At 64.8% G+C, this 13,543-nt stretch carries 11 protein-coding genes and 1 pseudogene; 4 read left to right on the top strand and 8 right to left on the bottom strand.

What is annotated here, in order from left to right:
• Nucleotides 1-60 precede the first annotated feature (60 nt).
• Nucleotides 61-522 (top strand): hypothetical protein, encoded by a 462-nt coding sequence (locus PV768_RS03205; RefSeq protein ID WP_421092268.1) that lies wholly within the window; start codon nucleotides 61-63, stop codon nucleotides 520-522.
• A 274-nt stretch (nucleotides 523-796) separates the two neighbouring features.
• Nucleotides 797-901, top strand: a pseudogene (locus PV768_RS03200) (DNA-binding protein); the annotation flags it as partial.
• Nucleotides 902-938: 37 nt separating this feature from the next.
• Here the strand turns inward: PV768_RS03200 and PV768_RS03195 are convergent.
• Nucleotides 939-1,508 (bottom strand): hypothetical protein, encoded by a 570-nt coding sequence (locus tag PV768_RS03195; RefSeq protein ID WP_421092267.1) that lies wholly within the window; start codon nucleotides 1,506-1,508, stop codon nucleotides 939-941.
• 129 nt (nucleotides 1,509-1,637) lie between these two features.
• On the opposite strand from PV768_RS03195, the gene PV768_RS03190 reads away from it, so the two are divergent.
• Nucleotides 1,638-2,540: a LysM peptidoglycan-binding domain-containing protein gene (locus PV768_RS03190; protein WP_421092266.1), complete on the top strand. Its 903-nt coding sequence runs from the start codon at nucleotides 1,638-1,640 to the stop codon at nucleotides 2,538-2,540.
• 91 nt (nucleotides 2,541-2,631) lie between these two features.
• Complete coding sequence (locus PV768_RS03185) at nucleotides 2,632-3,141, top strand: Rv3235 family protein (protein WP_321213941.1); 510 nt, start codon at nucleotides 2,632-2,634, stop codon at nucleotides 3,139-3,141.
• Nucleotides 3,142-3,239: 98 nt separating this feature from the next.
• Here PV768_RS03185 and secA read toward each other — a convergent pair whose 3' ends face one another.
• The 7 genes from secA to mtrA form a co-directional block, all read right to left on the bottom strand.
• Nucleotides 3,240-5,978, bottom strand: coding sequence for a preprotein translocase subunit SecA (secA, locus tag PV768_RS03180; protein WP_323056581.1), 2,739 nt, complete (start codon nucleotides 5,976-5,978; stop codon nucleotides 3,240-3,242).
• A 47-nt stretch (nucleotides 5,979-6,025) separates the two neighbouring features.
• The gene (locus tag PV768_RS03175; protein ID WP_323056582.1) at nucleotides 6,026-7,291 is read right to left on the bottom strand and encodes a winged helix-turn-helix domain-containing protein; all 1,266 of its coding nucleotides are present in this window, start codon (nucleotides 7,289-7,291) and stop codon (nucleotides 6,026-6,028) included.
• Between the two features lie 32 nt (nucleotides 7,292-7,323).
• The gene (gene hpf, locus PV768_RS03170; protein ID WP_157241760.1) at nucleotides 7,324-8,049 is read right to left on the bottom strand and encodes a ribosome hibernation-promoting factor, HPF/YfiA family; all 726 of its coding nucleotides are present in this window, start codon (nucleotides 8,047-8,049) and stop codon (nucleotides 7,324-7,326) included.
• Nucleotides 8,050-8,193: 144 nt separating this feature from the next.
• Nucleotides 8,194-9,117 (bottom strand): ComF family protein, encoded by a 924-nt coding sequence (locus PV768_RS03165; protein ID WP_421092265.1) that lies wholly within the window; start codon nucleotides 9,115-9,117, stop codon nucleotides 8,194-8,196.
• Between the two features lie 104 nt (nucleotides 9,118-9,221).
• Nucleotides 9,222-10,940, bottom strand: a complete 1,719-nt coding sequence (locus PV768_RS03160) for an LpqB family beta-propeller domain-containing protein (RefSeq protein WP_421092264.1) — start codon at nucleotides 10,938-10,940, stop codon at nucleotides 9,222-9,224.
• Entirely contained in the window at nucleotides 10,937-12,688 is a 1,752-nt protein-coding gene (gene mtrB, locus PV768_RS03155) for an MtrAB system histidine kinase MtrB (protein WP_157243075.1), read from the bottom strand. The genes PV768_RS03160 and mtrB overlap by 4 nt, the downstream gene beginning before the upstream one ends.
• A gap of 142 nt (nucleotides 12,689-12,830) precedes the next feature.
• The gene (mtrA, locus tag PV768_RS03150) at nucleotides 12,831-13,505 is read right to left on the bottom strand and encodes an MtrAB system response regulator MtrA (protein WP_102974915.1); all 675 of its coding nucleotides are present in this window, start codon (nucleotides 13,503-13,505) and stop codon (nucleotides 12,831-12,833) included.
• Between the last annotated feature and the right edge of the window lie 38 nt (nucleotides 13,506-13,543).

Here is a 13,543-nt window from a genome sequence, read left to right as displayed (position 1 = left end):
ACTGTCGTAGAGACACCAAACCATTGCCGCAGCATGCCTGGGCCGAATGAACCGGTCACATTGCTGATCGACGCCGATGGCCGGGCCATAAGGATTGTGGGCTACGACCGCTACCTGAGCCAATTATCCGAGTTGACTTTCCTTGTTGGACTGGGCGCAACCACCGTGGCATTCGGTGTCATGCTGTGGATCACCAGAAGATACGTTTTGGTGAAGCGTCTTACACGGGCCCGACCGTGGCATGAGGTTGAAGGCCTGGTCACCGGTGTATGGATTTACGACGGACCGGAGTCATTCGTGATGCTTGTTACCGACTCGGTCGGCAAGAGCCGCAACCTGTTGGTCCGCTGCAATGGGCGCAGACCTGCAGGACTCGAACCAGAGGAAGGGTCTCACATTCGGATGTGGTTCGCCGCGGACGGCAGAGGGAACGCCGTGCTAAGGGCGCCCAACGGTTCCCACTGGATTCTCGCCAAAGTCTCCATTCCGACGGATTTTGAATTGCGGGCGCTTCGGATTTGACGCCTAGCCACCCCACCGGCGCCGCTGTTGAGGGGAGGCACAGAACCATAGCAGCGCCAGCTGCAACCACTGGGCGGCCTTCCAAGGATCGGCGTAGTCCAAGGAACCCTATACGGCACAGGTGCAGTCGCCAACCAGCGCAGGGGATCCCAGCGGCGATAACCACCGACCCATTTGCCACAATCACGCTCACAAGCACGAGAAGAGTGTTAGGGACCTACGGGTATCGTGCCAAAACCCACAATTCTCACACCAAGAATCCATTGAAGATAACCGCGGCCAATGGCGGGTTGAAGAAAAGATGCTGGAGCAATACATCGAGGAGCGCTACGCCGAGGCCAGCCGGATGATCCAGGAATCCAAGTCCAGGTCCGTCTGAGCTCCGTCCGGGACTTCGGCGCCAACAGCACCGCCGGCTAAGAATCGCCAGTCCGCCGTGACCTGACGGCCGCCAACGCCGCCAAGGGGATGACTGACACCTGGCCGACTTGGTTGCTGCGGCGCACCTCTCCCGGAGTGAACGTCGCCAGGTCCAGATAATCCTTCCCCACCCGGTCGATGACCCCGGCCAGCCTCACCGCACCGGCACCATGCGCCAACGTCACCGCCAGTTCCGCGCGGTCCCGTGCCAAAGCGCGCAGCGCGTGCGCAAGTCCCAGCCCCCTGCGCACCGCCGACGGTTCAGCCACGGAGAACCTGCCCAGGCCCACATAACGTACAGCGGCGGCATACGGGACCAGGACCTGGTGCCGCTCCTCATCGAGAACCAAGGCGTCCGCGCCGGCGTGGCTCAGCGCGCCGCGGACAACATCGCCACACGCGAGATGCACGGCGAGGCGGCACCCCACGGCGCCGCGGAGCCGGTCCGCGAGCCCGACGTCCACCATCTCCGCCCGGGTCCGTTCGTTGATCTCCGCGTCCAGGGAAAGCCGCTCCGATTCGGCAAATTGGCTTTCCATGTCATTGAAGAGTGCATCCCAGCGCATTGCGTCAGCGTAGGACCGGGCCGGGCGGCCGGTCAATGCATCAAGTAATTCGTTCCAGCGTATGGACAAACCTGCACGCACGGGCTCAAACTTTCCTTATGCGTATCAAACAACATCAAACTGCGTCAAATGAGCAGTTCTGTGGCTAGGCCTGGATCACGGCGGTTGTCTGCCGACGCCGTGGCAGCGGCAGCTGTCCTCCTGTTGGGCCTTTTGCTGTGCCTCATCGGCTCGGGGCTGCTGGCACAGTGGAAGGATTCGTATGCGCGGCAGCAGCTGCCCGGCGTGGAGATTCATCTGGCTGCCGCAGCAGGCATTGCAGGAGCGGGCATTGTGGCCTGGTGGTTCGTGTCGCTGGCGTGCGCGGCCGCTACCGCCGTCCTGGCCAGAACAGGCAGAGCCCGGGCCGCAGCAGCCACGCGGAAGCTTTCCCCCGCTTTCATGCAGCGGTTGGTGCTCGGCGCGCTGTCCGTTCAACTCCTGGCCGGACCCGTGGCCCACGCCTCGGTACCGGCGCCCGGCCCGGTGTGGGCACCCACGCAAGGCCACTCATCCTCGGCGCCCGCCGGCCCTGCCACTGCGACAGCCCAAGATCCAGCCAAATCCCCGCCGGCCCATACGGAGACGCTGGCCGGTGCAGTGACCCGATCCGGGAATGAAGCACCGGCCGGCAACGTGGCGCCGGTCCATACAGGGAAGGAACACGCCGTCGTTGAAACAACGGCGCCACCGCCACCCGTCCACCCCGGCTGGCAACCGGTCCCGCCGGTGGTGAATCCGGGCATGCTTGCGGCTCCTGCCATCCGTGCCACCCGGGAAGCAGCGCCTGCGGAGGTTGAAGGCGTCACCGTCCAGGCGGGAGACACCCTGTGGGACATCGCTGCCCGTCATCTGGGACACGGTGCTTCGGACCTGGACATCGCACTTCAATGGCCCCGCTGGTACCAGGCCAACCTGGCACTCATAGGACAGAACCCTGACGTGCTGCTCCCGGGACAGATTCTTCAGCCACCTTCACCCGCCTACAAATAGCCGGGCCGCGAATAGCCAGGCCACACCCTACGAGCCAAGCCCGATCCCGTCCGCCATCCCACTGACGGGCAATCCAACCAAGGGGAAACCAATGAGTGCAGTGACACCGATACGCACGGCCAAGACCACAAACAGGGCGGGCCAAGGGACGGCCCCGGGAGCGGAGGCAGGACATGCGCCGCGCCGGCCAACCACGCCACCGTTGTCTCCGGGCCGCCAGGCAGCTTCCACGCCTTTGCGTCCCGTCGACGACATGGCGGAGGTCCGCGCAGTCACCCGCACCACAGTGCAGGCGGCCATGGAGGTACTTGCCGGGATCCGGCCGATCCATCAGCTTGCCCGGCGCCTTGACCCCCGTTGCCTGGCGGCCCTGCAACACCGGGCCGCCCTTATCCGCCGCGAGCTCACGCGTACGGGCAGTCCGGCCCTGGCAAGGCTCCATCGCAACTCGACTGTCAGGTCGGTCCGGGTCTGCGAGGTCGCCGACGGCATTTACGAGGCCAGCGCAGTGGTGGTGGACGACGTACGGGCCCGTGCCGTTGCCGTCCGGCTGGAGCAAAGCAAGCAGGTTTGGCGGGTGACCGAACTTGTCATTGGTTGACGACGCAGCGGAAAGAAAGCAGGGCCGGGAACCACTGTTCCCGGCCCTGCCCGCACTCATTGCCTGGCACCGCGGCCGGCAGGCAGGTCGTTCTGTGGTCAGCGGCGCTTTTTCTTTGCGGGGCGCTTTGCCGCATCCTGCGCGGCCGCCTTGGCCGGATTTCCGGAACGGCCGGAGGAACGGGTCTCTACCCTGGTCTGCGTGCCACCGGTTTCGCTCGGAGCCGTGTACTGCAGCTGGGCAGGCTTTTCCGGAGCTTCCAGACCGGCGGCCCGTACCTGCGGTTCGACATGCTCGGTGTGTCCGCCCTGTGCATCCGGCACCACCACGTCCTGGGCAGGAGTGACTTCCACTTCGAGATTGAACAGGAACCCCACGCTCTCTTCGCGGATGGCTTCCATCATGCTCTGGAACAGGAGGAAGCCTTCACGCTGGTACTCCACGAGGGGATCACGCTGTGCCATGGCTCGCAGGCCAATGCCCTCTTTGAGGTAGTCCATCTCATACAGGTGTTCCTGCCACTTCCGTCCAATGACGGAGAGGACCACTCGGCGCTCAAGTTCCCGCATGCTTTCGGAGCCGATGGCTTCCTCGCGCGCCTGGTACACCAGCCGTGCGTCGGACAACAGCTCCTCTTTCAGGAACTCAACAGTGAGCCTGGACTTCCCGCCGGCTTCCTCGATGATCTCGTCCGGAGTAACGCTGACAGGGTAGAGCGTCTTGAGGTTGGTCCAGAGCAAGTTGTAGTCCCAGTCGTCCCCGTTTCCTTCGGCCGTTGCGGCGTCGATGAAAGCGGTGATGGTGTCTTCGACGAAGAACTGTACTTTCTCATGCAGGTCGTCGCCTTCGAGGATCCGGCGCCTGTCGCTGTAGATCGCTTCTCGCTGGCGGTTAAGGACGTCGTCGTACTTCAGGACGTTCTTGCGCTGTTCGGCGTTGCGGCCCTCAACCTGCCCCTGGGCGGAGGCGATTGCCCGGGACACCAGCTTCGATTCCAGTGCGACGTCGTCGGGCACGGAGCTGTTCATGAGCCGTTCCGCCGCCCCTGAGTTGAAGAGCCGCATGAGGTCATCGGTCAACGACAGGTAGAACCGGGATTCGCCGGGATCGCCCTGGCGGCCGGAACGTCCGCGGAGCTGGTTGTCGATGCGGCGTGATTCGTGGCGCTCGGTGCCGAGGACGTAGAGTCCGCCGAGATCCAGGACTTCTTCATGCTCGTCCTTGACGGACTGCTTGGCAGCCTCAAGGGCGGCGGGCCACTGGGACTCGTACTCCTCGGAGTTCTCTTCAGGGTCCAGTCCGCGCTTCGCGAGCTCGGCGACAGCGGTAAACTCAGCGTTGCCGCCGAGCATGATGTCGGTACCGCGGCCGGCCATGTTGGTTGCCACCGTGACGGCACCCTTTCGGCCCGCCTGGGCAACGATGGCGGCTTCGCGTGCATGGTTCTTCGCGTTGAGGACCTCGTGGCGAATGCCTTCCTTGGCAAGGAGCCGGGAGAGGTATTCGCTCTTTTCAACGCTGGTGGTGCCCACCAGGACAGGCTGGCCCTTTTCGTGGCGTTCGGCAATGTCCCGCACAACGGCGTCGAACTTGACCGTTTCATTCTTATAGACGAGGTCCGGCTGGTCGATGCGCTGCATGTCCCGGTTGGTGGGAATGGCCACTACGCCCAGCTTGTAGGTGCTCATGAACTCGGCCGCCTCGGTTTCGGCGGTGCCGGTCATGCCCGAGAGCTTGTCGTACATGCGGAAGTAGTTCTGCAGCGTAACGGTGGCCAGGGTCTGGTTCTCGGCCTTGATCTCGACGCCTTCCTTGGCCTCGATCGCCTGGTGCATGCCCTCGTTGTAGCGCCGGCCGGCCAGGATGCGGCCGGTGTGCTCGTCGACAATCAGCACTTCACCGTCCAGGATGACGTAGTCCTTGTCCCGCTTGAACAGTTCCTTGGCCTTGATGGCGTTGTTAAGGAACCCGATGAGGGGCGTGTTCGCGGACTCGTACAGGTTCTGGATGCCGAGGTAGTCCTCCACCTTTTCGATGCCGCTCTCCAGGACGCCGACGGTGCGCTTCTTCTCGTCGACCTCGTAATCCTTCTCCGGCTGCAGCCGCTGGACCACTTTGGCAAATTCGCTGTACCAGCGGTTTGTGTCCCCCTGCGCGGGGCCGGAGATGATGAGCGGGGTACGCGCCTCATCGATGAGGATCGAGTCCACCTCGTCAACGATGGCGAAGTTGTGCCCGCGCTGGACGAGCTCGTTCCTGTCCCACGCCATGTTGTCGCGGAGGTAGTCGAAACCGAACTCGTTGTTGGTGCCGTACGTGATGTCCGCGGCGTACTGCTGGCGCCGGACCGCCGGGTCCTGGTTGGCCAGGATGCACCCGCTGGTCAAACCAAGGAAACGGTAGACGCGGCCCATGAGGTCGGACTGGTATTCGGCGAGGTAGTCGTTAACGGTGACCACGTGGACACCCTTGCCGGTCAACGCGTTCAGGTAGGCGGGAGCGGTCGCCACCAGGGTCTTGCCTTCGCCGGTCTTCATTTCCGCGATGTTGCCCAGGTGCAGGGCGGCACCACCCATCAACTGGACATCGAAGTGGCGCATCCCCAGGGTCCGTGACGAAGCTTCGCGGACTGCGGCAAAAGCCTCCGGAAGCAGGTCATCCAGCTCCTCGCCATCCTGGTGGCGTTCGCGGAGCCGGGCAGTTTCTTCCCGGAGTTCGGCATCCGTGAAGGTCTTGAAGGAGTCTTCCAGGGCATTGATGGAGTCGGCATAGTTCCTCAGCTGCCGGAGTGTTTTTTTGTCACCGGTGCGGAGAAGTTTTTCGATAAGTGATGCCACGTGAAGATGCTCCCAGTCTCATGCCGCCGAATTCTGGCGTTTTTAGTCTACGGGAGAGACGCCGCCGCGAGCCCCGTTTGTTCCCTCAGAGCGGATACTCCCCTGCCGCTGACCGCCGCGGCGAGGCTCCCGGCGAGGTCGCCAACCGGGAAGACTTCCACTTCGGACAGGCCGAGCCAGTCGGCCATGAGCCGAAGCTCCGCAGCGAGTTCGACGGCGGTGTCCGGCGGGGCGTAAGGCTCCGCGAAGGCGGACCTCGCCAGCAGGATCCCGCGTTGGCGGTCCGCCTTCAGGTCCACACGGGCCACGATCCTGTCGCGGAGGAGGAAGGGAAGGACGTAATACCCGTAGCGCCTCTTGTGTTCGGGCGTGTAAATCTCGATCCGGTAGTGGAAGCCGAACAGTTCCTCAAGCCGCCGGCGTTCGAACACCAGGGAGTCGAACGGACTCAGCAAGGCGCGGCCGGTGGCGCGCCGAGGCAACCTCGCTTCGACATGGCGGAAGACATCACGCTCCCAGCCCGGAACTGTGACGCGTTCCAGCCTGCCCATCCGCACCAGATGTTCGACGGCGGCCGCCGCGGCCTTCGGAGGGGTGCGGAAGTAATCCGCGAAACAACGTACGGTGCCGATGCCATGTGCCTGGGCAGCGGCGTCGATCAGCCGGTGCATCGCTTCCGCTGGACCGGCGTCGCCTGTCGCCGGCCCGGACAACTCCGGCAGCACCCTGGATGTCAACGTGTACCTGCGCTCGAACTGCTCCGTCCGCGCTGCCGCGGAGACCACGCCTTCCTCGAACAGGTGCTCGAGCACCCGTTTGACGGCGTTCCAGTTCCAGCCCCAGTTGGCAGTCTCCTTCTCCTCGACGTGGCCCATCCTGGCAGTCAGCTGGGCCGCGGTCAGGGGCCGGGAGCGTGCCAGCGTGTCCAGGATCTTCCCTGCGATTGCGGCGCGAAGGTCAGGGTCCATGCGGGAGGCGCCGACCCAGGAGCGCTTCTGCCACAGGAGGAGGTCCGCGTAGTGCTCCGGGCGGATGTAGCTCGCTTCGTGTGCCCAGTACTCCACCATGCGCCGCGGATGGACGGCGGTCATTCGCTGGAGGATGGTTCGGTCGTAGTTTCCCAGCCGCGAAAAGAAGGGCAGGAGGTGGCTCCGGGAGACGACGTTCACGGAATCGATCTGGACGAGCTGGATCCGGGCAAAGGTGCGGCCCACCGCCCGTGAGGTCACGGGGCCGGTGGGCCGTCCTTTGTCGAGTCCCTGGGCTGCCAAAGCGATTCGCCGTGCCTGGTCCAGGCTCAGCGTCGCTGACACTTCAGTCCTCTCTGTGGATGGTGTCAACCACCCTACGCGTTTGCGGCGGCGTCGTCCGAACGGTACGCAATGACCTTTTCCTCCACCACGGTGTCTCCGGGTTCGCACTCGTGATCCAGCGTGATGACCCCGTAGGTCCAGCCGCGGCGCCGGTACACGACCGACGGCGTGTTGGTGGCCTTGTCCACGAAGAGGTAGAAATCATGGCCCACAAGTTCCATGTTGTCCACGGCGTCGTCGAGGGAGAGGGAGGCGGCAGGAAAAACCTTGCGCCGGATCAGGACGGGCGAGTTGCCGGCCGGGATGTCGTTTTCAACATCGTAGGGAGACTTGTCCTCGGGGGCGGCGACGGCCTCATTCCGGTGGCTGGCCTCGACATAAAGCGGTTCTTGCGTGCTGGCGGGTTCCAGGGTGGCCGTCGCTTCCCGGACAGCCTTAGGGGTGTGCCGTCCATGGTGGACCTTCTTGCGGTCCTTGGCCCGACGGAGCCGTTCAAGCAGTTTGTTGTAGGCAAGATCAAAGGCCGCGAACTTGTCAGCGGCGCTGGCTTCGGCACGAATCACGGGTCCCCGGCCCAGCACCGTCACCTCAACGGTCAGCTGGTCGCCGGTCTGCCGGGCATTGGTCTCCTTCGAGACTTTCGCGTCCACCCGCTGGACCTTGTCCCCAAGCGACTCGATTTTCGAAATCTTTTCCCCGGCATATTCACGGAACCGGTCTGAGACTGTCAGATTTCGTCCGCTGATCATAAACTCCATGGTGCCCTCCAAATGACTTCGGTGACACGACGGCGGCGCTTCCCTGGGCCGATCTGTGTGACAGTCGAGCCCCTCTCCGAGCCGCCATCGAAAGGTACATTCTGTTCTTGGTACCCACCACCGACGTTAGTTCATAGGCACCCGTTATTCATCCTTTCTTGGTTTATTTTTTTCTAAGTCATGGCGGCTTCCGCGGGTCTTCGGGAGTGGGGCGCCGTGGCCCTCGGCGTCCGGCGGGCGTGTCGCAGCGAGGACGACGGCACCCGTTACCTGTGCCCCTGATGCATGGAGCGCGCGGGCTGCTTCGGCCAGCGTGGAACCGGTGGTCAGGACGTCGTCGATGATGACGCAGCGGCGCCCGGCCACCTTTGCCCGCCCCCGCCTGGAAACCCGCATGGAACCGCGCACCCGCAGCGCCCGGGCGCCCCGGCCCAGGCCTTTTTGGCCGCCCGGCAGCTGCAGGACGGACCCGCCGGCCTTGGCGAGGACATCTGCGACAGGCAACCCTGCAAGCTGCTGCGAGGCCCCGGCCAGCAGCAGGTGGACAGGGCTGAAACCCCGATTCAGGTAGGCCTTGGTGCTGGTGGGCACGGGGACGAGGCAGATCTCTCCGGAGCCCTCGGCGGCTGCGCGAACCGCCCCGGCGAGCGCGCGGCCCAGGCTTCGCTTGAGCTGCTGCTGGCCGTGCCTCTTGAACGAAAGCAGGGCCTGCGCGAGCTCTTCGCGGTAGACGCCGGCAGCCACCACCGGAAGCAGCACCGACCCGTCCACATCCATGAGTGCCGGCGCTCCGCTTTCTGCCCGGAACGGGGCTGCGGTGAGGTGCCGGATGCGACGATCACAGGGGATGCAGAGCGCCCGGTCTTCCGCGCCGCAGCTGACGCAGTCAACCGGAACAGCAAGCGACAGGAGGTCCGCCGCCGCTCCCGTGAGCTGGTCGGTGAACCGGAGGAAGGCGCTGCCGTGGTCTGAGCGGTGCCGGGCGGCAATTCCGTCGGGCGGGTCAAGGTCGGGATCGGGCCGGACACCTGTCACGGCCCGCCCGCCGGCTGAGGGTCTGCGGCTCACCCCACCATCTTCGGCCTGCGCCCCGTCGCCGCGCAGCGGGCAGGCGCGCTATGTGGACAGTGCCCCGAAGCGCTACTGCCGGCCACGATGTCCGGCCGCGGTTCTCAGCCGGGAAATGCCGGATCGATCGGGCCCTTGATCTGCGGAGACCAGCCGTTACCAAGCCGCTGGAAAATCCCTTCAGCCGACTGTGCATAGATTTCCTCAGCCCCGTTGCCCGCGCTGAGGGCCACGAGGCCTGGCCACGGTGCCAGCTGCTGCGGCTGCCCGGAGGTGAGGGACAGCAGTTCCGGGGTGACGTTCTGCCCCGCTGATGCCTTCATCACGGCAACAGTTGTATCCGTGACCCAGACGCCCTGGTCCGGATCGCTGCCGGTGGCCAAGGTGGCCGGTGGTGTCAGCTCCCGCGGGGTGCCGTCGGCGCCCCGGATGATTGCGGTTACCTGAACCCTGGTTTTGCCGTTCTGCTCCGAAATCACCAGCGCCCGGACCCCTTCCCTGGAAATCCGGAACTCCTTGACTGTCCTTCCAGCCAGCCATGCGGGCGACAGGGTGACAGTTGGAACGGGGGCGCCCTCCGCAATCCCGGCCGGGCGGAACGCCACAACTTCAGTGCCGCCCGTGGCACCCGGACCTGCCGACCACACCCATTCACTGAGGCCGAAGGATGGCCTGCTCAGGGTGCTCCTCGTGGTCAGGGCCCGGGCGGGTTGCCCGGGACTGATGCTGTACAGCGTCGTGCGGCTTTCGTTGAGGAAAGCGGCCGTCTGCGAAACCGGGGACTCCGCGGGGAACCGCGGCGCGAACGATGATACGGGCTGCATGTCCGGAAGCGGCGAAACCCTGTTGTTCTCGTACCGCACCAGCTCGTTGCCGCTGATGGCAATCTGGCGGGACGGCACGCTCTTGTCCTGGACCGGCGGGAGGACGGCTCCGTTGTCTTCCACCCGCACCAGGTCCTGGTTGGCGCGCAGCTCGACATTGACGACGTCGGGCTGGCTGCGGAACGTCAGCGTCAGCTGCATCTGCATCCGGAGCCGGTCCTCCGGGGACGTCTCCATCAGTTCCTTGGCCGTCAGGTCCACCTGCGCAGCCCCTGAGACGACGGGGACCGACTCCCGCGCGAGCTTGATGCCGGACGGAAAGGCACTCGCCACCGCCCCGCGCAGGTACGGCGCCGGCCCTGCCAGCAGTGCGCTGGTCATCGCCTTGACGGTCTTGTTCTTGATGAACCAGCGGACATCCGGGACAGCGAACGTGAATGTGGGGTCGTAGAAGTAGATGGGGTAAGCCCCGTAAATCACCTTGAAGGTTTCCTCAGCAATGGCGGTGCCGTCCGGGAGGCCTGAAATACGCCATTCACCATCCACCTGGGTGAGAGTCACCGGGATATTCTCAATGGTTCCCTCCGGCGACTGTGTGGCGATGCCGTCCGCATCCACGGTGTAGGCGACATCCAGCTCGTAGTTGTAGACGTTCTCGTTTCCTGTTGCCACCACCCGCGCCTCCCGGTAGACGAGCGCCCGCTGGTCCGGCTTCCAGGACACCGAGGCGGCCTGGGTCAGGTACTGGCGTGCCACAGCGTAGTCGTCCTCATAGCCGCTGCCGGCCCGGTAGAAGTAATCGATGATGGTTTCCGGCAAGGCACCCGGTTGGGGAGCTGCCGGCAGGAACACCGGCGCGCTGACGCTCCCCGCGCTGCCTTCGCTGCTTTTGCCCACCGGCCCCGAGGTGGGAATACGGGCGCAGCCGGCCAGCAGCACCAGCAGGAGGACCAGCAGTGAAGCATGCAGCTTCGCCCGGCGGCCGGCGCGACCGATCATTTTCCCTCCTTCGGGGACGATGCCGGAGCAAGCGACGCGGCACCCGTTTCCAGGACGAGTATGTTCTCTGAGCGCGGCTCACCGGGAAGGGTGATGTCCTCCGGCTCCAGCTGGACCGGCGACTTGTCGATCTCTTCTCCTTGGCGGAGCGGCAGCGTCAGCCGGAAGTTGGCGCCGCTTCCCTTCCTGCCCCACGCCTGGAGCCAGCCGTTGTGCAGTTTGGTGTCTTCCATGGCGATGGACAGGCCGAGGCCGCTTCCGCCGGTAGTGCGCGCCCGTGCAGGGTCTGCCCGCCAGAAACGGTCAAAGACGCGCGCCGCTTCCGCGGGATCCATTCCGATCCCCTGGTCCCGGACGGCAATCCCGACGGCGGTCTGGCTGGCTGCCACCGTGACAGTGACGGGCTTACCTTCGCCGTGCTCCACGGCGTTGAGGATCAGGTTCCGCAGGATCCTGTCGATACGGCGGGCATCCATTTCCACGATGACGGCCCCCTCCGGTGCCCTGAGGACAATCTCGGAACCATATTCGGCAGCCACCGGGGCCGCACCCTCGATGGCGTGGGCGATCACCTGCAGGATGTCCTCCGCTTCCGCATCCAGTACCGCCACACCGGCGTCGAACCTGGAGATCTCCAGCAGGTCCGAGAGGAGCGACTGGAAACGCTCCACCTGGTTGTAGAGCAGTTCCGCCGAACGCTTGTTGATGGGGTCGAAATCGTGCCGGGCGTCGTACAGGACCTCCGCAGCCATCCGGACGGTGGTCAGCGGTGTCCGCAACTCGTGGGAGACGTCGGAGACGAAGCGCTGCTGCATCTGGGAGAGGGTTGCCAGCTGGGTGATCTGTTCCTGGAGGCTGGCTGCCATGTGGTTGAAGGAGGCGCCGAGGCGGGCCACTTCATCTTCACCCCGGACCACCATCCGCTCCTGCAGCTGGCCCGCGGCGAGCTTCTCGGAGACCATGGCGGCGTGGCTGACCGGGCTGACCACGTTCCGCGTGACATACCAGGCGACGGCTCCGATCAGGAGCACCAGCACCGCACCGCCCGCCCACAGGACGCTCTGGATCTCGTCCAGCGTCTTCTGGGCGGTATTCAGGTCGTAAATAAGGTAGAGCTCGTAGACGGTGCCGTTGAAGGTCACTTTGTTGCCCACGGCAATGCCTGGCCGGTCCTCGGTGCCGACCGGGATGACCGTGGATGCCCAGTACTGGTCCTTCCCGGATTCCTGCACGGCCTTGCGAAGCGCCGGCGGAATGACGCTGACGGTCAACTGGTCGGAGGCCCGGGATTCGACCCAGCGGTTCCGCGGTTTGGTCTGTTCAGGCACGGCCTCGAAGACGTACCTGCGCTGGATGACCGACCCGCGGCCCTCCACGGCGTTCAGGGTGTCGTAAACGAGGGTGATCACGCTGGCCTGGTCGGTGACCTGCGCGCCGTCGAACGTGTCCTGCACCTGCTTGACGTTGTAGCGGGTCTCCGACTCGGCCTGCGTCAACCGCTCCTGGAAGAGGTTGTTGGCAATCTGGTTGGACAGGTACGCGCCCACCACAGCGAAGGAGGTGACGGCCAGGAGCAGGGTGGTGAGGACAGTCCGGAACTGCAGGGACCGGCGCCACCGGCGGTGGAGGGAACGTCCGACGTACCGCAGCGCCGGCAGGAACCGGCGGACTCCGGTCTTGACCAGCCGCGCAACGCGCAGGCTGACAATCAGGGACCGCCGCTGCCAGAGATGGGCGCGGAACGTCAGGCCCCGCAGGCTGATGGCATCCGTGTGTTCGGGGGGAGGCGGCGGCCCGGTGCCGCTGCTGTGGTGCCCGGAAGTTTCCCCCGGAGCGGGGTTCGCGGAAGCTGGCACGCCCGTACCGGGTGTACCGCCTTGCGCCGCGGGTTCAGGCCCCTGCTTTGTAGCCGACACCACGCACCGTCAATACGACTTCCGGAGCTTCCGGATCCTGCTCGATCTTGGAACGAAGCCGCTGGACATGGACGTTCACAAGGCGCGTATCGGCAGCGTGCCGGTAGCCCCAGACCTGCTCGAGCAGCAGTTCGCGGGTGAACACCTGCCAAGGCTTCCGGGCGAGCGCCACCAGGAGGTCAAACTCCAGGGGCGTCAGAGAGATCCGCTCATTGCCCCGGCTGACGGTGTGCCCGGCGACATCAATGGTGATGTCCGCGATGCGCAACGTTTCGGGCGCTTTCTGGTCACCGGGTCGGAGCCGTGCACGGACGCGGGCCACGAGTTCCGCCGGCTTGAACGGCTTGGGCACGTAGTCATCGGCGCCGGACTCGAGTCCGCGGACGACGTCGGACGTATCTGACTTGGCGGTGAGCATGACAATCGGAACATCCGACTCCGCGCGGACCTGCCGGCAGACCTCGATGCCGTCCACACCGGGAAGCATGAGGTCCAGCAACACAAGGTCCGGCCGGGATGACCGGAAAACGTCCAGCGCCTGGGCGCCGTCCGCGCAGAAGACGGGCTCGAAGCCGTCGTTGCGGAGAACAATTCCAATCATTTCGGCCAGCGCTTCGTCATCATCTACCACCAGAATGCGTGCCTTCATAGCTATATATTCCCTTATGAGGATGGCTTTGTCCTATT

Origin of the sequence: Pseudarthrobacter sp. CC4 (assembly GCF_048957775.1) — a bacterium.
In the GTDB taxonomy this organism is placed as follows: Bacteria; Actinomycetota; Actinomycetes; order Actinomycetales; family Micrococcaceae; genus Arthrobacter.
Note: the sequence above shows the minus strand (reverse complement) of the source record. Positions and strands in the feature narration are given on the sequence as shown.